Raw genomic sequence first — 22075 nt, 5'->3', positions numbered from 1 at the left:
ACCCCGTGGGGTGCGGGCCCTTCGCCGTCTCGTACCGCCGCGGGCGATCAGTCCTCGCCGAGATAGGCCTTGCGGACCGACTCGTCGTGGAGCAACTGCTCGCCCGAGCCCGACAGCACGACCTTGCCGACCTCCATCACATGGCCGCGGTCGGCCAGCGAGAGCGCCGCCTGGGCGTTCTGCTCGACCAGCAGGATCGTGGTGCCCTGCTCCCGCAGCTCGGTGATGGTCGCCATGATCTTCTGCATCATGATCGGCGACAGGCCCATCGAGGGCTCGTCCAGCATCAGCAGCTTCGGCCGCGACATCAGCGCCCGGCCCATCGCCAGCATCTGCTGCTCACCGCCGGACAGGGTGCCCGCGGCCTGCTTGCTCCGCTCCCGCAGGATCGGGAACAGCTCGTAGGCCCGCTCGATGTCCTGGGCGATCCCCGCCTTGTCCGACCGGAGGAACGCCCCCAGCTGGAGGTTCTCCACGATCGACAGCCGGGGGAAGATATGCCGCCCTTCGGGGGAGTGGGCCAGCCCCAGGGCCACGATCTTATGGGCCGGAATGCCGTCGAGCGGCTTGCCGTCGAAGACGATCCGCCCCCCGGCCGGCTTCAGCAGTCCCGACAGGGTGCGCAGGGTCGTGGTCTTGCCCGCGCCGTTGGTCCCGATCAGGGTGACCACCTGGCCGGCCTCGACGCTGAAGGAGATGCCCTTCACCGCCTCGATCTTGCCGTAGGCCACCCGGAGGTCCTCGACCTCAAGCAGTGCGGTCACGGGGTCTCCTTCTCCGGGCCGGTGGTACGGGTGGTGCTGTCGCCGCCGGGCACGGCGTCCTCGGGCGCGGCGCCCTCGGGCACGGTGTCCTCGGGGGTGTGCACGACCCCCGCGGCTTCTTCGGCCGCCTCCACCTCGGCGACCTCGTCGGCACCGGGCGCGCCCTCGAAGGGGGTCCCCAGATAGGCGGCGACCACCCGCTCGTCGCCCTGGACGACCTCCGGCGAGCCCTCGACGAGCTTCTCGCCCTGGACCAGACAGGCCACCCGGTCGCAGAGGTTGAAGATGAACCGCATGTCGTGCTCGATCACGAGCACGGCGATCCCCTGGTCCCGGATGGCGAAGATCAGGGCCTCGGCCGCCCGGGTCTCCTGCGGGTTCATGCCCGCGGTCGGCTCGTCGAGCAGCAGCAGCCCGGGATCGCTCGCCAGCGCGCGGGCGATCTCCAGCTTGCGCTGCTCACCGTAGGGGAGGTTGCGGGCGAGATGGTCGGCCTTCGCCGCGAGACCGGTGAACTCCAGCAGCTCCATGGCCCGTTCCCGGGACTCGGCCTCGGCCCGCTTGAAGCCGGGGCCGCGCAGCAGCGCGGACCACAGGCCCTCCTTGGTCCGGGTGTGCCGGCCCACCAGGACGTTCTCCAGGACCGTCATATTGGAGAAGAGCCGGATGTTCTGGAACGTCCGGGCCACTCCCGCCTGGGTGACCAGATGCGGCTTGGGCGGCAGCACGGTGCCCTTGTAGGTCACCTTGCCCTCGGTGGGGACGTACAGCCCCGTCAGACAGTTGAAGAAGGTCGTCTTCCCGGCGCCGTTGGGGCCGATCAGACCGACGATCTCGCCGGAGTTGACCGTGAGGTCGACCGAGCGCACGGCCGTCAGACCGCCGAAGCGCATGGTGACGCCGACGGCGTCGAGCACGGTTGTCGCCGTGGTCGTGGTGGTGGTCGTCATGACGGTCACGCCCCCGCCTTGCTGAGGCCGACGCCGGAGCCGGAGCCGCCGTTGTCGGATGGGTCGGAGTCGTCGCCCTCGTGGTACTCCAGCTGGGCCCGCCGGTTGGCGATCAGGCCCTCCGGACGGAACCGCATCAGCAGGATCAGCGCGATACCGAAGCCCAGCAGCTGGTAGTCGGCGAGGAAGTCGAGCTTCGCCGGGATCATGTACAGCAGCGCGGCGCCCAGCAGCGGACCGCTGACCGTGCCCATACCGCCGAGGATGACCGCGGCCAGCAGGAACGCCGAGTTCGGCGGAACCGGCCCGGCGAACTGGTACATCTCGGGTACGACGGTGTGCTGGACATGGGCCTGGACGGTACCGGCCAGACCGGCGAGGAAGGCGCCCAGGGCGAAGGCGATCAGCTTCACCCGGAAGCCGTTGATGCCCATGGCCGTCGCCGCGGTCTCGTCCTCGCGGATGGCGACCCAGGCACGGCCCATCCGGGAGTCCTCGGCCCGCTTGAAGACCAGCACCACGACCACCGTCACCAGCAGCATCAGCAGGTAGTAGTTGGCGTAGCTGCCGAGCTCGAAGCCGAGGATCGTGTGCGACTCGCCGAAGTTGTACCCGAAGAACTCCAGGTCCGGGATGTTCGGGACACCGTTCGGGCCGTTGGTGATGTCGGGGCCCGAGTCGCCGTCCAGGTTGAGCATCGCGATCCGGAAGATCTCGCCGAAGCCCAGGGTCACGATGGCGAGGTAGTCGCCGCGCAGCCGGAGGGTCGGGGCGCCGATGATGACACCGAAGACCAGCGAGACCACACCGCCGGTGATGACGGCGGCCCAGAACGGGAAGTGGACGTCGAACGCCGAGGCCGTGGAGCCGGAGACCAGGGCCGCGGTGTATGCGCCGACGCCGAGGAAGGCGACGTAGCCGAGGTCGAGCAGACCGGCCAGACCGACGACGATGTTCAGACCGAGGGCCACCGTCGCGAAGATCAGGATGTTGACCGCGATCAGGGTGTAGGTGTCGGTGTTCTGGGTGAACGGGAACGCCGCCGCGGCCGCGAACGCCGAGATCACCGTGATCTGGCGGTAGCGGGCGGTCAGGGCCGACAGCCTGGCCGTCAGACCGGCCTTGTTCAGACCGGCCATGGCGAAGCCCACGACCAGCAGGTAGCCGGTGAACAGCTCGGCGTACTCGGTGTCGATGCCGTAGGTGATCACGTACAGGCCGAGTGCGAAGACGGCCACGATGATCAGGATCTCGGCCCAGGACGGCAGGCTCTTCGGGCGGTTCACCGGACGGGTGTCGTCCGGGAGGGCGAAGGCCGCCAGCGATACGGCGGAGACCACCAGGGCAACAAAGCCGCCGGGCTCCAGATTGACCACGCCGCCGAGCTTCGCCGCGATGGCGACGACGGTGTAGGCGGTGGTGCCGAAGGCGCCGAGGGCGAGCATCCGCAGCGCCCGGGCGGAACCGGCGGGCACCAGCCAGCCGAGGCCCTTGACGCCGAGGCCGGCCAGCGAGAACAGCACGACCAGCAGACCGGCGACGAGGCTCAGGATCTGGAGGCCGCCGGGGTAGCCGTAGACCGTCAGATCGCCGGGGAACTCGTCGGTGTAGGTCCAGGCGAGGAAGGTGCTGATGACGGTGGCGACACCGCCGCCCGCCGTGATCAGGCGCAGCATCCGGGTGCGGGACTCCGCGTCCGCGGGCGCGGAGGAGTCGGTGGTGGGGGAGGTCTCTGTGGTCATCTCTCTCACGCCCGATCCGCGACGCGCTCACCGAGCAGGCCCTGGGGCCGCACGAGGAGCACAAGGATGAGGAGGACGAAGGCCCAGACGTTGGCCCAGGCGCCGCCGCCGAGCTGCTCCATCCCGGGGATCTCGGCGACGTAGGCGATGGACAGTGCCTCCGCGACGCCGAGGACCACTCCGCCGACCATCGCTCCGTAGATATTGCCGATACCGCCGAGCACGGCGGCGGTGAAGGCCTTCAGCCCGAGGATGAAGCCCATCTCGAACTGGATCTGGCCCTTGTCCAGGCCGTAGGCGACCGCCGCGATGGCGGCGAAGCCCGCACCGATGGCGAAGGCCATCACGATGATGCGGTCGGTGTTGATGCCCATCAGCTTGGCCGTGTCCGGGTCCTGCGCGGTGGCCTGCATCGCCCGGCCGCTGCGGCTCTTGGAGACGAACATCCCGAGCGCGAGCATGCAGAGCGGGGCGAGGACCAGCACGAACAGGTCTGCCCGCTGGAGGTGCAGATTCTCGGTGATCTCGAAGGACTTCCCCGCGAACTCGGGGAAGCTCCGGGCCTTCTTGGCGTCCGGGTACCAGGCCCAGACGACCTGCTGGAGGGCGATGGACAGGCCGATCGCGGTGATCAGCGGGGCAAGTCTCGGGGCACCTCGGAGAGGCCGATAGGCGAACCGTTCCGCCGCGGTCGCGACGGCGACCGCCGTGATGGCCCCGCCTATGATCATGACGGGGATCGCGATGATCAGCGAGCTTCCGTCGGGGAGGATCAGATAGGCGGTGAGGGCGCCGAAGCCCCCGATCATAAAGATCTCGCCATGGGCGAAGTTGATGAGCTGGACGATGCCGTAGACCATGGTGTACCCGATGGCTATGAGGCCGTAGAGGGCACCGAGGGCGAGGCCGTTCGCCAGCTGTTGCGGCAGTTCGTTCACCGCAGAGCCTCCGATGAGCGTGTCGGATATGACTCCGCGCGAGGGCGCTGTTTGCACCCTCGCGCGGCTGGGGTCAGATGCTGGGGGCCGGTCGGCTCAGTCCTCGAAAGTGGCGTTCTTGATGGACTTCCACTCGCCCTTTTCGACCCGGTACACCGTGAGCTGCTTGTTCGTGGTGTCACCGAACTCGTCGAAGGAGACCTTGCCGGTCACTCCGTCGAAGGAGACCTTGCCGAGCGCCTCGGTCACCTTGGCGCGGGCATCGCTCGGAACCTTGCCGTCGTTGGCCTCGACGACCGTCTTCACGGCCTGGATGATCGCCCAGGCGGCGTCGTAGGAGTAGCCGCCGTACGCCGCGTACGGGTCCTTGTAGCCGCCCGCCTTGTAGTCGTCGATGAACTTCTTCGCGGTCGGCAGCATCTCGATCGGGTAGCCGACCGAGGTGGCCAGGTCGCCGTCGTTCGACTGGCCGGAGGCCTTGATGTACGCCGGGTCGTAGAGCGCGTCGCCGCCCATGGTCGGGACGTTGGCGCCGGCCTTCTTGATCTGGTCGGCCAGCAGACCGCCCTCGGGGTACTGACCGCCGAAGAAGACGGAGTCCGCGCCGGACGCCTTGATCTTGTCGGCGGCGGGGGAGAAGTCGGTCTCCTTGACCGTCACCTTGTCGGTGCCGACCACGGTGCCGCCGAGCTTCTTGAACTCGTCCGCGAAGATCGCCGCGAGGCCGGCGCCGTAGGTCTGCTTGTCGTCGACGACGAAGACCTTCTTCTTCTTGGCCTCGTTGAACAGGTACTGGGCGGCGAACTTGCCCTGGATGACGTCGGTGGTGGCGGTCCGGAAGTAGGTCTTGAAGGTGCGCTTCTTGTCGCCGGAGGCCCAGTTGTCGCCCTGGGACAGGGACGGGTTGGTGTTGGCCGGCGAGATCTGCGCCAGGTCCGCCTTGGCGAAGTCGCCCTGCATGGACTGGGCGACGCCCGAGTTCAGCGGGCCGACGACACCGAGGACGTCCTTGTTGGCGACCAGCTTGATGGCGTTCTGCTGGCCGGACGCGGGCAGCGCCTGGTCGTCGTAGGACTCGACCTTGAACTCGATGCCCGGGACCACGTTGTCCTTGTTCGCGGTCTTGGCCGCGAGGTCCACGGAGTTCTTGATGCCCTGGCCGAGCGCGGAGAGCGAGCCGGTCAGCGGGGCGTCGATGCCGATGACCACGGTGGTCTTGCCACCACCACCGCTGTCGCTGCCCTTCTTGTCGTCATCGCGCGATCCGCAGGCGGTGAGGGTGAGTGCTCCCGTGGTGACCACGGCGGTAAGTATGAGCAAGGAACGGTGTCGCACGATATGTCCTTTCCCTGGCACGGCCCTCCCCCTAGAGGTGCCGTTTGGTCGCCGGGCCGAACGGGAATGCGCGGTGCTGATATGCGCCCGGCGGCGCGGTAACTGGCGGTGACTCTAAGGGGAGGTGCTCGGGCACGGCACTAGGGAAGTCAGGATGTGACGTTCTTGTTATGCGGATCGGATATCGGTGCACCCGAAAGAGGGTGCCGTGGGGCCGTCTCGTCGGCCCTGTGCTGACCACATGGTGAGAACGCCCTGTTCCGCTAAGGTCCTTGAGGCGATCATGCTCCTGTCGGTCCCTCTATCACGACTTTCCGGGCCCGCTGACCGTCCGATATCCGGTGAGGGGCGGAAGGGCGGTTTTCGGACCCTGAGGGCGATTACGCAGAGTGAAAATCTTGCGAGGGTCGCGATATCTTATATGGCATATGCATCCATCTCGGGGTGGCCGCACCGCTCGAACGCCGAGCCGTGGCGCGGGTGTTCGCGGGCCCCTGGCTGATGGAGCGTCAGTTCGCCTCGGGGTGAGGTGATCGACCCGCGTAGACGCATGACAGCAGGTGAGATGTCCCTGTCATGCCCTGGGTTCGCCGGGCCGGGCGGCGGCCGGCCCGCCGGTGAACATCCCGCGGCCGGCGGCCGGTCGGCCGCCTCCGGGGATCGTTGATGACGGGCGTGCGACGCCTGTGTTTCGGGTGCCTGAAGGGCGGCGGCGGCCCCGGCGCGGGAAGATCACGCAGAGTGCGGGTGCCGCCACCGCCGCCCCGGGGCCGGAGACCCCGGAGCGGGCGCGGGCGAACTCTGCGGTAAGGCGTGCGGTACGGCGACGCTCATGTCCCCGGGGTGGGGTCGGGCGGGATGGGGTGGGGCGGGCGGAAGACCGCCCGGCCGCGAAATGTGCGGAATTTTCTGAAAAGTGGGTGAACAGGAAGCGCCGCCCGGGTGGGGCGGACGGCCCCGCGGGCCCGGCGCGCGCACTCCCGTCCTGCGGGATCAGGCGGTGCGGCCCCGGTCCGGGACATGTCCGGCGTCGGAGGGGTTGATGTCCCGCAGCATGCACGTCAGCCGGGCCGTGCAGACCCGCCGCTCCTGTTCGTCGGAGATCACGATCTCGTACGTCGCCGTGGACCTGCCCCGGTGCACGGCCGTCGCGACCCCGGTCACCAGCCCCGACCGCACCCCCCGGTGGTGGGTGCAGTTGAGGTCCACCCCCACCGCGATCCGGCCGCTGCGGCCGTGGAGCATGGCGCCCACCGAGCCCAGGGTCTCCGCCAGCACGGCGGAGGCCCCGCCGTGCAGCAGCCCGTACGGCTGGGTGTTCCCCTCCACCGGCATCGTGCCCACGACCCGCTCGGCCGAGGCCTCCAGGATCCGCACGCCCATCCGCTCGCCCAGATGCCCGGCCGAGAACAGCGCCGGCAGATCCACCCCCAGGGCCGCGTACTCGTCGACGATGTCCTGCGGGAACTGCACGGTGTGGTGCTCGCCCATGGGCCCGGCTCCGATCTCGGTGGTCCAGTGCGCCGGCGGATGGCTGCCGGCTGCAGGCACCGTCATATCAGATGCCTGAGCGGACGCTTAGGGTCCCCGGCGTGCCGTTGCCCACAGCCCGGCCCCGCAGCCGCCCCGCGCCCGGCCGCGGCCGGTCAGTCGCAGGGCTCCAGCCGCACCACCACCGACTTGCTGGCGGGCGTATTGCTGGTGTCGGCCGTCGAGTCGAGGGGCACCAGGACGTTCGTCTCCGGGTAGTACGCGGCCGCGCAGCCCCGGGCCGTCGGATAGTGCACCACCCGGAAGCGCGGGGCGCGGCGCTCCACCCCGTCCCGCCACTCGCCCACCAGATCCACGTACGCCCCGTCGGCCAGCCCCAGCCGGTCCGCGTCCGCCGGGTGCACCAGCACCACCCGGCGCCCGCCGCGCACCCCCCGGTAGCGGTCGTCCAGCCCGTACACCGTGGTGTTGTACTGGTCGTGGGAGCGCAGGGTCTGGAGCAGGAGCCGGCCCTCCGGCACCCGCGGATACTCCACCGGCGCGGCCGTGAAGTTGGCCCGGCCCGTCGCCGTCGGGAAGCGGCGCTCGTCCCGCGGGGCGTGCGGCAGGGTGAAGCCGCCCGGCCGGGCCGCCCGGGCGTTGAAGTCCTCGAAGCCGGGGACCACCCGCGCGATCCGGTCGCGGATCGCGCCGTAGTCCCGCTCGAACTCCTCCCACGGCGTCCGCGACCCGGCCCCCAGCACCGCCCGCGCCAGCCGGGCCACGATCGCCGGCTCGGACAGCAGCGCCGGGCCCGCGGGCGGCAGATTGCCGCGCGAGGCGTGCACCATCCCCATGGAGTCCTCCACGGTGACGAACTGCCGCCCGCCCTCCTGCACATCCCGGTCCGTCCGGCCCAGGGTCGGCAGGATCAGCGCCCGGCGGCCCGTCACCGCATGGGAGCGGTTGAGCTTGGTGGACACCTGCACCGTCAGCCGGGCGTGCCGCAGCGCCGCCTCGGTCACCGTGGTGTCGGGCGACGCCGCGGTGAAGTTGCCGCCCATCGCGAAGAACACCTTCGCGTCCCCGTCGCGCAGCGCCCGGATCGACCGCACCACGTCGTAGCCGTGGTGCCGCGGCGGCGCGAAGCCGAACTCCTTCTCCAGGGCGTCCAGAAAGGCCGGCGCGGGCCGCTCGAAGATCCCCATCGTCCGGTCGCCCTGCACATTCGAGTGGCCCCGCACCGGGCAGACCCCGGCACCCGGGCGGCCCACCGCGCCGCGCAGCAGCAGCAGGTTCACCACCTCGCGGATGGTGGCCACCGCGTGCTTGTGCTGGGTCAGCCCCATCGCCCAGCAGACCACGGTCCGCTCCGACGCCAGCACCATCTCCAGCGCCCGCCCGATCTCCTCCCGGGCCAGTCCGGTCGCGGCGAGGGTCTCGTTCCAGTCCGCCGCCCGGGCCGCCGCCGCGAACTCCTCGTACCCATGGGTGAAGTCCCGGACGAACTCCTCGTCCACCGCCCCGCCGGCCTCGATGACCAGCTTGTTCAGCAGCCGGAACAGCGCCTGGTCGCCGCCGATGCGGATCTGGAGGAAGAGATCGGCCAGCGGTGTACCCCGGACCAGGCTCAGCGGGTTCTGGGGGTTCTTGAACCGCTGCAGACCGGCCTCCGGCAGCGGATTCACCGAGATGATCCGGGCCCCCGCCGCCTTCGCCTTCTCCAGGGCGATCAGCATCCGCGGGTGGTTGGTACCCGGGTTCTGCCCGGCGACGACGATCAGATCCGCCCGGTGCAGATCCTCCAGCGAGACACTGCCCTTGCCGACTCCGAGGGTCTCGGTCAGCGCCGAACCCGACGACTCGTGGCACATGTTCGAGCAGTCGGGCAGATTGTTCGTACCGAACTCCCGGACGAACAACTGGAACAGGAACGCCGCCTCGTTGCTGGTCCGCCCCGAGGTGTAGAAGACGGCCTCGTCGGGGGAGGAGAGCGCGGACAGCTCCTCCGCGATGATCGCGAACGCCCGCTCCCAGCTCACCGGCGTGTAGTGGGTACCGCCCTCCGGGAGGTACACCGGCTCGGTGATCCGGCCCTGCTGCCCCAGCCAGTAGCCGCTGCGCTCCGCCAGCTCCGCCACCGGGTGCTCGGCGAAGAACGCGGGCGTCACCCGCCGCAGGGTGGCCTCCTCCGCGACCGCCTTCGCCCCGTTCTCGCAGAACTCCGCCAGATGCCGCTTCCCGGACCCCTCGGGCCAGGCGCACCCCGGACAGTCGAAGCCCTCCTTCTGGTTGACCTTGAGCAGGGTCCGTACGGAGCGGACCGCGCCCATCTGCTCCCGGGCGGCCCTGGCCGTGTGGACGAGGGCGGGAACGCCCGCCGCGGCCCGGCCGGGCGGGCCGATCTCGGGCGCGTCCTGGACGGGGTCGTCCGCGGGCGGCTTGCTGACCATGGTGCTCCCCTCGGTCGGGACCGGGCCCGCCCCCGGCGGACTCCGGCGAGGCCGTACGCCGTACGCCGTCGGCACGGCCCGGTGCGGCGGCTGCGGCCGGTGTTCCATCCTGTCACGGACCGGTGACACCGTGCGGTCGCGAGCGGACAGCCGGAGACACGGAGGGTCCGGGCGGCCCGCCCGGACCGGTGGTGCCGGGAGTGCCGGGGGCCCGGCCGAGCATGCCGTGGCCGTCATTGTCAGTGGGGCGTGGCAGGATCGTCCCCGTGGCTGAGACAGCATCGAAGAAGACCCCGCAGACCGTGACGCCCCCGGAGACCGCGAAGGGCGGCGAGGGGCGTCCGCGCCTGCTCCTCATGGACGGGCACTCCCTGGCGTACCGGGCGTTCTTCGCGCTGCCCGCGGAGAACTTCACCACCGCGAGCGGCCAGACGACGAACGCCGTCTACGGCTTCGCGTCGATGCTGGCGAACACGCTCCGCGACGAGGCGCCCACGCACTTCGCCGTCGCGTTCGACGTATCGCGCAAGACCTGGCGCTCCGCGGACTACCCCGAGTACAAGGCGAACCGCTCCTCGACGCCCGACGAGTTCAAGGGCCAGGTCGAGCTGATCGGCGAACTCCTCGACACGATGAACGCGGTCCGCTTCGCCGTCGACGGCTTCGAGGCCGACGACATCATCGCCACCCTCGCGACCCGGGCCGAGGCCGCCGGGTTCGAGGTGCTGATCGTCACCGGCGACCGGGACTCCTTCCAGCTGGTCAGCGAGCACACCACCGTGCTCTACCCCACCAAGGGCGTCTCCGAGCTGACCCGGTTCACCCCCGCGAAGGTCGAGGAGAAGTACGGACTCACCCCCGCGCAGTACCCGGACTTCGCGGCCCTGCGGGGCGACCCGTCGGACAACCTCCCCGGTATCCCCGGCGTCGGCGAGAAGACCGCCACCAAGTGGATCAACCAGTTCGGTTCCTTCGCCGAGCTGGTCGAGCGCGCCGACGAGGTGAAGGGGAAGGTCGGCCAGTCCCTCCGGGACCATCTGGACGCCGTCAAGCTCAACCGCCACCTCACCGAGCTGGTCCGGGACGTCGAACTGCCGAAGGCCGTGGCCGAGCTGGAGCGCGCCCCGTACGACCGCAAGGCTCTCCAGGGCTTCCTGGAAGTGCTGGAGATCCGCAATCCCAGCCTCCGCGAGCGGCTGCTGGCGGTCGACCCGGGCACGGCCGAGGACGAGCCCCCGGCCCCCGCCGCCGGCGTGGAACTGGACGGCTCCGTCCTCACCACCGGCGAGCTGGCCCCCTGGCTCGCCGAACACGGCGGCCGGCCGCTCGGGATGGCCACCGTCGCCGACTGGTCCCTCGGCACCGGCAGCGTCACCGAGATCGCCCTGGCCGCCGCCGACGGCAAGGCCGCCTGGTTCGACCCCACCCGTCTCGACGAGGCCGACGAACGCGCCTTCGCGGACTGGGCCGCCGACTCCGGCCGCCCCAAGGTGCTGCACGGTGCCAAGGAGTCCCTGCGGGTCTTCCCCGAGCACGGCTGGCACCTCGCGGGCATCACCATGGACACCGCCCTCGCCGCCTATCTGGTCAAGCCCGGGCGCCGCTCCTTCGCCCTCGACGCGCTCGCCGTGGAGTACCTCGGCCGGGAGCTGGCCCCGGCCGCCGCCGACGGCCAGCTCGCCTTCGGCACCGACGAACACGCCGAGGCCGATGCCCTGATGGCCCAGGCCCGGGCCGTCCTCGACCTCGGGGACGCCCTCGGCACCCGGCTCGAAGAGGTCGGCGCCACCGATCTGCTCCACGATATGGAGCTGCCCACCTCCCTACTCCTCGCCCGGATGGAGCGGTACGGCATCGCCGCCGACCGCGCCCATCTGGAGGCCATGGAGCAGCTGTTCGCCGGGGCCGTCCAGCAGGCCGTCAAGGAGGCCCATGCCGCCGTCGGCCACGAGTTCAACCTGGGCTCGCCCAAGCAGCTCCAAGAGGTCTTCTTCGGTGAGCTGAACCTCCCCAAGACCAAGAAGACCAAGACCGGCTACACCACCGACGCGGATGCCCTCGCCTGGCTCGCCGGCCAGACCGAGCACGAACTGCCCGTGATCATGCTCCGCCACCGGGAGCAGGCCAGGCTGCGGTCCACCGTCGAGGGCCTGATCAAGACCGTCGCCGCCGACGGCCGGATCCACACCACCTTCAGCCAGACCGTGGCCGCCACCGGCCGACTCTCCTCCACCGACCCCAACCTCCAGAACGTGCCGGTGCGCACCGACGAGGGCCGGGCCATCCGCCGCGGTTTCGTGGTCGGCGAGGGCTTCGAAACCCTGATGACCGCCGACTACAGCCAGATCGAACTGCGGGTGATGGCCCATCTCTCGCAGGACGAGGGCCTCATCCGGGCCTTCGCCTCCGGCGAGGACCTCCACAACACCGTCGCCTCCCAGGTCTTCGGCGTCGCCACCTCCGACGTCGACGCCGAGATGCGCCGCAAGATCAAGGCCATGTCGTACGGCCTGGCGTACGGACTCTCCGCCTTCGGGCTCTCCCAGCAGCTGAACATCGAGGCGGGCGAGGCCCGGGCCCTGATGGACACCTACTTCGAGCGCTTCGGCGGGGTCCGCGACTACCTCCACCATGTGGTGGACGAGGCCCGCGCCACCGGCTACACCGCGACCATCTTCGGCCGCCGCCGCTATCTCCCCGACCTCACCAGCGACAACCGCCAGCGCCGCGAGGCCGCCGAGCGGATGGCGCTGAACGCCCCCATCCAGGGCACCGCAGCGGACATTGTGAAGATCGCCATGCTCCGGGTGGACGCCGCCCTGCGGGAGGCCGGGCTGACCTCCCGGCTGCTGCTCCAGGTCCATGACGAAATCGTGCTGGAGATCTCCCCCGGCGAGCGCGAGGCCGTGGAGGCCCTGGTGCGCCGGGAGATGTCCGGCGCGGCGGAGCTCAGCGCTCCGCTCGATGTCTCCGTAGGTGTCGGCGCCGACTGGGAGTCCGCGGCCCACTGACGCAACACCCGGCCCGGCCGCGCCCCCTGGCACAAGGGGGCGCGGCCGTTGTCGTTCCCGCCCGGCGGCCCGGCGGCCCGGGACTCGCCGGCGGGACGGAGCAGGACGCGGGACTTACAGAGGACTGGCGCGCGGCTGACGCAGGGCGGACACGGAGCCGGACGCGGGGCGGACCGTATCACTCCGGATCTCCATCACGAGGTGGCGAAGTGGTGAAAAACGGTCAGGGCCCGGTGTTCCGGAGGCCTGGGGTGACGTAGGGTCGGCTGAGTTGACGCGTACGCGGACCGTACGCGGACTGGACGCGGACCAGGGAGAACGTCTCGGGGAGGGACAACGTATGGCAGCGCATTTCGGCCGCCGACTGCGCCGAGGGGCTACCACCACGGCTGTGGCGGCCGCCGCCGTGGCCGCGCTCTCGGCCTCGCAGGCGCCGAGCGTCACCCATGCCGTATCGGGTGACAGCCACGGCGCGCAGGACGATGCCACCGACGAAGTGACCCCACCGCCCGGCACTCCCGTCACCGGGGACTCTCCCTACTACACCGACCTGCCGCCGCTGAAGTCCCCGACCCCGACCGGCACGACGGGCCCGGGCGGGACCACCACCGGCGGACACGGACCGGCGGGCGCGGCCGAGGCGGGCATACCCGCGACCGTTCTCGCCGCCTACAAGCGCGCCGAGGAGACCATCGCCTCCTCCGACCCCGGCTGCAAGGTCCCCTGGCAACTGCTCGCCGCGATCGGCAAGGTGGAGTCCGGGCAGGCCCGCGGCGGCCGGGTCGACGCCAACGGCACCACGCTCTCCCCGATCCGCGGGCCGGTGCTCAACGGAGTGGGCTTCGCCAACATCCCGGACACCGACAACGGGGCGTACGACGGGGACACCGTCTACGACCGCGCCGTCGGGCCGATGCAGTTCATCCCCTCCACCTGGGCCACCTGGGGTCAGGACGCCAACGGTGACGGCCGCAAGGACCCGAACAACATCTACGACGCGGCTCTCGCCGCCGGGCGCTACCTCTGCGCCAACGACCGGGACCTGACGAACGCCCAGGACCTGGAGCGGGCGATCCTCGGCTACAACCGCTCCCGGGCGTATCTCAATACCGTCATGTCCTGGTTCGAGTACTACAAGAAGGGCACTCACCAGGTGCCCGACGGCAGCGGGGTGCTGCCCGGCTCCAACACCCCGGACAGCGGCAGCGGCAGCGGCGGCAACCACGGCGGCGGCACGGGCAACAGCGGCACCACGCCGCCGTCCACCGGCACCGGGGAACCCGCGAAGGAGCCCGCCGCCCCCGGGAAGCAGCCCGGGAAGACCCCGCCGGCCGGTCCCGGCACCAAGCCGCCCCAGAAGCCGAAGCCGCCCGTCACCCCGCCCGCGAAGCCCGCCCCGGTCACCGTCGTCGAGAACGCGGGGACCGGCGCGCTGAGCGCGATGGCCGGGCGGGACGTCGAGGAGCGGGTCACCGTCAGGGTGAAGACCGACGGCCGCGCCGTCGCCGGGCAGGAGGTCCGCTTCGAGATCACCGGCACCACCGCCACCGTTTTCGCCGGGGGCCGGAAGAACGTCGTCCTGCGCACCGCCGCCGACGGCACGGTCACCGCGCCGGTGCTGGAGGCGGGCGACCGCACCGGCTCCTTCACCGTGACCGCCACCACCGTGAGCACGAAGCCCGCCGCGACGGGCTTCCGCGGGAAGGTCACCCCCCGCGCCGCGGACCGGGTCGTCCGGGTCGGCGAGGGGAAGCCGACGGCCGCCCCCGGGACGGCGTTCGCCGAGCCGGTCGTGGTCAAGGCCACCTTCCGCGACACCGTGGCGCCCGGAGTGGCCGCCCGTGCCGTCCTGGAGACGACCGGCCCGGAGACGACCGGCCCGGACGGCACGCCGGTGCCCGCCGAGAAGGGCCCCTACTTCAAGGGGGCTGACGGCAAGCCGCTGCGCGTCCTCGACGGACTGGTCACCGCCGCCGACGGGACCCTGACCCTCCCGGAGCTGTTCGCCGACGAGTTGACCGGCCCCTTCCAGCTCAAGCTGGTGTTCTCGGGCGGCATCAGTCTGATCGTCGACATCGAGGTCGCCGAGGCCCCGGCGCCGACGTCCTCCCCGAGCGCTCTCGGATCGGCCACGGCCGGCTGACACCGGCTCCGCCGCACTTCCCCCGTCCCCGTACCGGTATCCGGTGCGGGGACGGTGCCGTATCCCCGGCCGGTGCGGTAGCGGTACCGGGCCGGTCCACGGGTTCTCATCTCACGGCCAGGTTGCTACGGTGCCCCATCCCTGACGGTGTATCAGATTCGGCAGGGGGATCCGACCACCGGGAGGTCGAGCATGCGCGCCCTCGTCGCCGTCGCCGTCGGGCTGGCGGCCGCCTTCGCCCTCGTCCTCACCGTCACCGCGATCGGCGCCCCGCCGGGGAAGACCTCGCCCGAACCGCTGCTGACCACCGTCCCCGGCCCCAAGAAGTAGGGGCGCCGGTCATGCGCCGCCGCGCCGGGCTGGTCCTGCTCTCCCTCGCCGTCTTCTTCGCCGCCCTCGCGCCCCTGCTGCGCTACTACGCCTTTCCCCGGCTGGTCGAAATCCCCCCGGGCCAGTACCAGGAAGTCGTGCTGGAGGCCCGGCCCGCGACCCTGCTCGACTACGGCACCCTCCAGGCGGAGAAGGTCGAGCGGATCACCATCGTCCAGACCCTCAAGGGCAATGTGGAGGAGTCCGAGCGGATCGAACGCGGCACCGACCGCTCCGTCGTCGTCTGGGACGCCCTCACCCATATCCAGGGCCCCGACGGGAAGATGGTCTCCCAGATCCCCGAGCGCTATGTTTTCGACGCCCACAGCCAGGAACCCGTCCACGCGGCCGGAGAGTCCGTCGACGGCGATCCCGTACGGCGCGACGGCATCGCGTACAAATGGCCCTTCCTCACGGAGAAACGGGACTACCGGTACTTCGATGCCCAGACCCGCACCTCCGCCCCCATCCACTACCGGGGCACCCGCACCTTCCGCGGCCTGGAGGTCTACTACTTCGAACAGACGATCCCCTGGACCAAGGTCCCCTTCCCCAGGAAGATGCCCATCCCCGGTGTCGACGCGACCACCCTGGAGAAACAGACCGGCACCACCCGCTGGTACACCACCAAGCGCATGTTCTGGGTGGATCCCGTCACCGGCGCCCCCGTCAACGGGGAGGAGATCCACAAGGAGGAACTCCGCGGCGGCACCCTCCTCGGCGGCCGTGACCGGGTCACCGCCTTCGAGGGCCATGTGAAGATGCGCCCCGACTATCTGGACCACACCGTCGGCCTGGTGAAGTCCCAGCGTCTGCCGATCCTGCTGATGACCTCCTATCTGCCCCTGGGGTTCCTCGGGCTGGCGGGGGTGCTGCTTGCCCTGGCGCTGTACCTGGAGGCCCGCTCCCGCCGCCCCCTTCCCCCCGCCCCGCCCCCCACCCCCTCCCGCCCCGGCCCTCCCGGCCCCCTCCCCGTCTGACGGGCCCTTCCCCGTCCGACCCCGGGCACCTCCGACCCCGGGCACCTCCGACCCCGGGCACCTCCGACCCCGGGCACCTCCGACCCCGGGCACCTCTGAACCCCCGGTGCGCGCCCGCCGCTCCTCCGGCTTTCCGGGGCGTGCCCGCCGTTGTCTCGTCGGCCCGGGGCATGCCTGCCGCCGCTCCGTCCGGTCCCCGGCGCAGGCCACCGCCGCCCCTTCGGACTCCCCGGGGCCCGCCCGCCGTCCCGGGCGGCCCGCCGTGCCGTGCACGGCCGTCAGGGGTTCCGGGTGGCGCGGGCGCGGGCGCTCGTGTGGCGGGTGGGCTCGGCCGTCGCGGGATCCTCCGGCCAGGGGTGCTTGGGATAGCGGCCGCGCAACTCCGCCCGGACCGAGCGGTAGCCGTCCCGCCAGAACGAGGCCAGGTCCGCGGTCACCGCGACCGGCCGCCCGGCGGGGGAGAGCAGATGCACCAGCACCGGCACCCCTGCCACTTCGGGCGTCGCCTCCAGCCCGAACAGCTCCTGGAGCTTCACCGCAAGCACCGGCTGCTCCCCGCCGTACTCCACCCGGATCAGCGAACCGCTCGGCACCGCGATCCGCTCCGGCGCCAGCTGTTCCAGCCGCGCGGCCTCACCACCCGCCCACGGCAGCAGCCTCCGCAGACACGCCTCGGCGTGGATCCGGCCCAGATCCGACCGCCGCCGCGCCCGGGACAGCTCCGGCTCCAGCCACTCCCCGGCCCGCTCCACCAGCGCCTCGTCCGCCGTATCCGGCCAGGGCTCGCCGACCACCCGGTGCAGAAAGGCCAGCCGCTCCCGCAGCCCGCGGGCCTCCCGCGTCCAGTGCAGCAGCCCGAGCCCCTCCCGGCGTATCCCGTCGAGCACCGCGGCCCGCAGCAGTGCCGGGTCCGGATCGGCCGGCGGTCTCGCCGACAGTTCCACCGCGCCCAGCCTGCGCACGCTCCGGGCGACCACATCGCCGTCCTCCCAGCGCACCTGCTCCTCCGACACCAGCAGATGACCGGCCGCCGCCCGCGCGGTCTCCTCGTCGGCGGGCGCGGCCAGCCACACCCGGGCCGACGCCGCCGACGCCGGACGGTCCGCCACCGCGACCGCCAGCCAGGGAGCGCCCCGCAGCGCCGAACCGCTCCCCACCTCCCCACGGGTGCCGGACACCATCAGAAAGGACCCCTCGCCCCGGGCCCGCGCCACCCGCTCCGGGAACGCCAGCGCGGTGACCAGACCGGCGGCCGCGTCGTCCGAGAGCCCGCCCCCGCCCGCCCGGCCGCCCCTGCGGCCGCCCGGGTCCACCGCCGCCAGCGCCGACTCCAGCCGCCGCACCTCCGCCCGCCACCGGCCCGCGTATCCGTCGCCGCCGCGCCGGGCCGTCCGCCAGGTGGCGGTCAGATCGTCCCCGTACTCCCGGGGCGGCTCCTCGCTCAGCAGCGCCACCACCTCGGCCGCCCGGCCCGCGCCGACCTGCCCCGCGCCGTCCAGCAGGGCCCGGGCCAGCCGGGGATGCACCCCGAGCCGGGCCATCAGCACGCCCCGCTCCGTCGCCCTGCCGTCCCGGTCCACCGCGCCGACGGCCCGCAGCACGGAAGCCGCCGCGGCCATCGCCCCGCCCGGCGGAGCGTCCAGCAGGGCCAGCCCCCGCGCCTGCGGATCGCCCCAGCAGGCCACCCGCAGCGCGAACCCGGTGAGGTCCGCGACGCTGATCTCGGGGGCCGGGAACCGGGCCCGCCGGCCGTCCTCCGCCTCCGCCCAGCAGCGGTACACCGTGCCGACGGCCTCCCGGCCCGCCCGGCCCGCCCGCTGGGCCGCTCCCGCCACCGACACCGGGACCGTCGTCAGCGAGCCCAGCCCCCGGGCATGATCGGTCCGCGGCTCCCGGGCCAGCCCCGAGTCGACCACGATCCGCACCCCGGGCACCGTCAGGCTCGACTCCGCGACCGAGGTGGCCAGCACCACCCGGCGACGCTCGCCACCGCCCCGCAGCACCGCGTCCTGGACCGCCGCCGGGGCCCGCCCGTGCAGCTGGAGCACCTCCGCGCCGACCCCCTCCAGCAGCCCCGCCGTACGGGCGATCTCACCCGTCCCCGGCAGAAAACAGAGCACGTCCCCCTGATGGCGGGAGAGCGCCAGCCGGACCGTCGCCGCGATATGGCGCAGCAGCGCGGGATCCACCCGGGTCCCGTGGGCGGGCCGGATTCCGGGCGGCGGCGGCGCGAAGTGCAGCTCGCTGCCGAAGCCCTCGCCCGCACCCCGGACCACCGGCGCGGGCTCCGAACCGTCCACCGAGGTCAGCAGCCGCGCCCAGGCATCGGTGTCGCTCGTGGCCGAGGCCGCGATCAGGCCCAGCTCGGGGCGGAGCGCCGCCCGGACATCGACCAGGAACGCCAGGGCCGTATCGGCGTCGAGATGGCGCTCGTGGCACTCGTCGATCAGCACCACGTCCACGCCCGCCAGCTCGGGATCGCGCTGGAGGCGCTGGAGCAGCACGCCCGTGGTCACCACCTCGACCAGGGTCTCCGCACCGGCTCTGCGCTCGCCCCGGACCGTGTAGCCGACGGTCCCGCCGGTCTCCTGCCCCAGCAGCCAGGCCATCCGCCGGGCCGCCGCCCTGACCGCCATCCGCCGCGGCTCGGCGACCAGCACCCGGCGCCGCGGCCCGGTCCCGACCACCCCGGCCAGCGCCAGCGGCACCAGCGTCGTCTTCCCCGTGCCCGGGGGTGCGTGCAGTACCGCGGTGCCGTGCCCTTCGAGCGCGGTCAGCAGCTCGGGGACGCAGTGGCGGACCGGGAGCCGGTCGATTGCCTCGGTTCGGATCATGCTTTCAGTGTGGTCCGTGCCCTCGGGGCGGGCGGCCGGTTGTCCACCGCCGCCACCCGTCGGTCTGTTGATATGACGAATCGGTCCCGTGTGCCGGACCCCGTGCCGGACCCCCTGCCGGACCTTGCGTCAGTCCCGTGCGCAGACGAAGATCGCCGTGCCCGGGATCAGGTTCCCCCGCAGCGGAGACCAGCCGCCCCACTCCTGGTCGTTCCACGCGGGCCACTCCGGCTCCACCAGGTCCACCAGCCGGAAGCCGCCGGCCACCACGTCCCTGACCCGGTCGCCGAGGGTCCGGTGGTGCTCCACGTACACCGCGCGTCCCTCGTCGTCCTGCTCCACGTACGGGGTGCGGTCGAAGTAGGAGGCGGCGATGCTCAGCCCCTCGGGCCCGGGCTCGTCGGGGAAGGCCCAGCGGATCGGATGCGTCACCGAGAACACCCACCGGCCGCCCGGCCGCAGCACCCGGCGGACCTCGGCGAAGACCGCGGCCGGGTCCGCGACGAAGGGCACCGCCCCGTACGCCGAGCACGCCAGGTCGAAGGAGCCGTCCCGGAACGGCAGCGCCCCGGCGTCCGCCTCGACCAGCGGCAGCCCGCCGCCGATCCGCAGCGCGTGCTGGAGCTGCCGGTGGGACAGGTCCAGCGCCACCGGCCGCGCGCCCTGCGCCGCGAGCCAGCGGGAACACTGCGCGGCGCCGGCCCCGATCTCCAGGACGTCGAGCCCCTTCAGCGACTCCCGCGGCCCGAGCAGTCCCGCGTCCGCCTCGTCGAGACCCTCGGGGCCCCAGACGAAACGGTCGTCCCCCAGGAACGCGCCGTGGTCGTGCTGGTACTCGTCGGCGTTCCGGTCCCACCAGCCCCGGTTCGCCCGGCTGCTCTCGGTGGCGCCGGCGTCACGGCGGGTGGCCTCGGCCTCTCCGTCCGGCGCCTCCGCCGGATCTGCCGGGTCCGCCGCTCCCGGGGCCCGGCGGGCCCCCGGATCGCCGGACGGGTGTGCGGGACCTCGGACGTCTTGGCTCATGTTCACCGTCGTTGTAGTTTGCGTTCAGAGTGCCGACCGGCGGCCATAACGGCCTCCGCAAACCTCAGTTGCGCCGGGTATGGGGCGTTCCGCCCCCGGTGTGCGCCTTCGCGCATTGACCGCCTCCGGCTGCCCCCGTATGCTACAAGTTGCGCTGCGAGCCTGCGCGCCTCAGACCGAGCAGGCCGCTCGCATCTGTGATGTATGTCCCCTCGGTTCACGAGGTGCCTCCAGACGGAGGCCGGTTTCCCGGGAGCTTCCCAGCCCCCGGATCGCCGGCCCGGTCGGCGCCTCCACGCTGTTCGGCTTATTGCAGGTTGCGATACGGGGCTCCCGGCGTAGCAGTACCTACGACTTCAATGTCCGTACCGGAGCCCTTTCCCACATGACGAGCAGCACCGAGACCACCGCCACTCCGCAGGTAGCGGTCAACGACATCGGTAACGAGGAAGCCTTCCTCGCCGCGATCGACGAGACGATCAAGTACTTCAACGACGGCGACATCGTCGACGGCGTCATCGTGAAGGTCGACCGGGACGAGGTCCTGCTCGACATCGGTTACAAGACCGAAGGTGTCATCCCGAGCCGCGAGCTCTCGATCAAGCACGACGTCGACCCGAACGAGGTCGTCAAGGTCGGCGACGAGATCGAGGCCCTCGTCCTTCAGAAGGAGGACAAGGAAGGCCGCCTGATCCTCTCGAAGAAGCGCGCCCAGTACGAGCGTGCCTGGGGCACCATCGAGAAGATCAAGGAAGAGGACGGCATCGTCACCGGTACCGTCATCGAGGTCGTCAAGGGTGGTCTCATCCTCGACATCGGCCTCCGCGGCTTCCTCCCGGCCTCCCTGGTCGAGATGCGCCGTGTCCGCGACCTCCAGCCGTACGTCGGCAAGGAGCTCGACGCCAAGATCATCGAGCTGGACAAGAACCGCAACAACGTGGTCCTGTCCCGCCGTGCCTGGCTGGAGCAGACCCAGTCCGAGGTCCGCCAGACCTTCCTCACCACCCTCCAGAAGGGCCAGGTCCGGTCCGGTGTGGTGTCCTCGATCGTCAACTTCGGTGCCTTCGTGGACCTGGGTGGCGTCGACGGTCTGGTCCACGTCTCCGAGCTGTCCTGGAAGCACATCGACCACCCGTCCGAGGTCGTCGAGGTCGGCCAGGAGGTCACGGTCGAGGTCCTGGACGTCGACATGGACCGCGAGCGCGTCTCCCTGTCGCTGAAGGCGACCCAGGAAGACCCGTGGCAGCAGTTCGCCCGCACCCACCAGATCGGCCAGGTCGTCCCCGGCAAGGTCACCAAGCTGGTTCCGTTCGGTGCGTTCGTCCGCGTCGACGAGGGCATCGAGGGCCTGGTCCACATCTCCGAGCTGGCCGAGCGCCACGTGGAGATCCCGGAGCAGGTCGTCCAGGTCAACGACGAGATCTTCGTCAAGGTCATCGACATCGACCTCGAGCGTCGCCGGATCTCGCTGTCGCTGAAGCAGGCCAACGAGTCCTTCGGTGCCGACCCGGCGTCGGTCGAGTTCGACCCGACCCTCTACGGCATGGCCGCGTCGTACGACGACCAGGGGAACTACATCTACCCCGAGGGCTTCGACCCGGAGACCAACGACTGGCTGGCGGGCTTCGAGACCCAGCGCGAGGCCTGGGAGACCCAGTACGCCGAGGCGCAGACGCGCTTCGAGCAGCACCAGGCCCAGGTCATCAAGTCCCGCGAGGCCGACGAGGCCGCCGCTGCCGAGGGTGGCACCGCCGCTCCGGCCGCCGCGCCGACCGGTGGTTCGTACTCCTCGGAGTCGGACGACAACTCCGGCGCCCTGGCGTCGGACGAGGCCCTCGCGGCTCTGCGCGAGAAGCTGGCCGGCGGCCAGAGCTGAGGCTCTGACCTGCTGAACCACGGCTGAAGCACCAGGCCCGTCCCTCCGGGGGCGGGCCTGGTGGCGTATCCGGGACCGGGCACACCGGGCCGCCCTGCTTCATCCGGCCCGCGGTTCGGGCGTGTTCGATCCGTACCGGGGGAATGCCCGTACGTCACCTCGTGTTGTTCGGACAGACACGAGGAGG

General features: G+C 71.6%; 14 protein-coding genes. 5 read left to right on the top strand and 9 right to left on the bottom strand.

Annotated features, from left to right (window positions below; genetic code table 11):
- Nucleotides 1–47: 47 nt before the first annotated feature.
- The 7 genes from ACWDR0_RS01355 to ACWDR0_RS01325 form a co-directional block, all read right to left on the bottom strand.
- Nucleotides 48–764 (bottom strand): ABC transporter ATP-binding protein, encoded by a 717-nt coding sequence (locus ACWDR0_RS01355; protein ID WP_456349521.1) that lies wholly within the window; start codon nucleotides 762–764, stop codon nucleotides 48–50.
- On the bottom strand, nucleotides 761–1714 hold the full coding sequence (locus tag ACWDR0_RS01350) for an ABC transporter ATP-binding protein (RefSeq protein WP_456349660.1): 954 nt from the start codon (nucleotides 1712–1714) through the stop codon (nucleotides 761–763). The genes ACWDR0_RS01355 and ACWDR0_RS01350 overlap by 4 nt, the downstream gene beginning before the upstream one ends.
- A 5-nt stretch (nucleotides 1715–1719) precedes the next feature.
- The gene (locus ACWDR0_RS01345; RefSeq protein ID WP_456349520.1) at nucleotides 1720–3456 is read right to left on the bottom strand and encodes a branched-chain amino acid ABC transporter permease; all 1737 of its coding nucleotides are present in this window, start codon (nucleotides 3454–3456) and stop codon (nucleotides 1720–1722) included.
- A 5-nt stretch (nucleotides 3457–3461) separates the two neighbouring features.
- Nucleotides 3462–4394 carry a branched-chain amino acid ABC transporter permease gene (locus ACWDR0_RS01340; RefSeq protein ID WP_456349519.1) on the bottom strand — a complete coding sequence of 311 codons (933 nt, stop codon included), beginning with the start codon at nucleotides 4392–4394 and terminating at the stop codon, nucleotides 3462–3464.
- Between the two features lie 96 nt (nucleotides 4395–4490).
- Nucleotides 4491–5729 (bottom strand): branched-chain amino acid ABC transporter substrate-binding protein, encoded by a 1239-nt coding sequence (locus tag ACWDR0_RS01335; protein ID WP_456349518.1) that lies wholly within the window; start codon nucleotides 5727–5729, stop codon nucleotides 4491–4493.
- A gap of 993 nt (nucleotides 5730–6722) precedes the next feature.
- Nucleotides 6723–7220, bottom strand: coding sequence for a hotdog fold thioesterase (locus ACWDR0_RS01330; protein ID WP_456349659.1), 498 nt, complete (start codon nucleotides 7218–7220; stop codon nucleotides 6723–6725).
- Between the two features lie 155 nt (nucleotides 7221–7375).
- On the bottom strand, nucleotides 7376–9652 hold the full coding sequence (locus ACWDR0_RS01325) for an FdhF/YdeP family oxidoreductase (RefSeq protein WP_456349517.1): 2277 nt from the start codon (nucleotides 9650–9652) through the stop codon (nucleotides 7376–7378).
- Between the two features lie 266 nt (nucleotides 9653–9918).
- Between ACWDR0_RS01325 and polA the strand changes: the two genes are divergently transcribed.
- The 4 genes from polA to ACWDR0_RS01305 all read left to right on the top strand — a co-directional run bounded on the left by polA (nucleotide 9919) and on the right by ACWDR0_RS01305 (nucleotide 16155).
- Nucleotides 9919–12663, top strand: coding sequence for a DNA polymerase I (gene polA / locus ACWDR0_RS01320; RefSeq protein ID WP_456349516.1), 2745 nt, complete (start codon nucleotides 9919–9921; stop codon nucleotides 12661–12663).
- A gap of 340 nt (nucleotides 12664–13003) precedes the next feature.
- The gene (locus tag ACWDR0_RS01315; protein ID WP_456349515.1) at nucleotides 13004–14806 is read left to right on the top strand and encodes a lytic transglycosylase domain-containing protein; all 1803 of its coding nucleotides are present in this window, start codon (nucleotides 13004–13006) and stop codon (nucleotides 14804–14806) included.
- 192 nt (nucleotides 14807–14998) lie between these two features.
- On the top strand, nucleotides 14999–15136 hold the full coding sequence (locus ACWDR0_RS01310) for an SPW_0924 family protein (protein ID WP_456349514.1): 138 nt from the start codon (nucleotides 14999–15001) through the stop codon (nucleotides 15134–15136).
- Nucleotides 15137–15147: 11 nt separating this feature from the next.
- On the top strand, nucleotides 15148–16155 hold the full coding sequence (locus ACWDR0_RS01305; RefSeq protein WP_456349513.1) for a DUF3068 domain-containing protein: 1008 nt from the start codon (nucleotides 15148–15150) through the stop codon (nucleotides 16153–16155).
- A 278-nt stretch (nucleotides 16156–16433) separates the two neighbouring features.
- Here the strand turns inward: ACWDR0_RS01305 and hrpB are convergent, their stop codons facing one another.
- Both hrpB and ACWDR0_RS01295 read right to left on the bottom strand, forming a co-directional pair.
- Nucleotides 16434–18989 (bottom strand): ATP-dependent helicase HrpB, encoded by a 2556-nt coding sequence (hrpB, locus tag ACWDR0_RS01300; protein ID WP_456349512.1) that lies wholly within the window; start codon nucleotides 18987–18989, stop codon nucleotides 16434–16436.
- Between the two features lie 129 nt (nucleotides 18990–19118).
- On the bottom strand, nucleotides 19119–20012 hold the full coding sequence (locus ACWDR0_RS01295; protein WP_456349511.1) for a class I SAM-dependent methyltransferase: 894 nt from the start codon (nucleotides 20010–20012) through the stop codon (nucleotides 19119–19121).
- A gap of 385 nt (nucleotides 20013–20397) precedes the next feature.
- Between ACWDR0_RS01295 and rpsA the strand changes: the two genes are divergently transcribed.
- Nucleotides 20398–21888, top strand: a complete 1491-nt coding sequence (gene rpsA, locus ACWDR0_RS01290; protein ID WP_456349510.1) for a 30S ribosomal protein S1 — start codon at nucleotides 20398–20400, stop codon at nucleotides 21886–21888.
- Nucleotides 21889–22075: the final 187 nt, after the last annotated feature.

The sequence above is a fragment of the Streptomyces sp. NPDC003691 genome (genome assembly GCF_053981115.1).
This window is presented reverse-complemented; position numbering and strand designations above follow the sequence as displayed.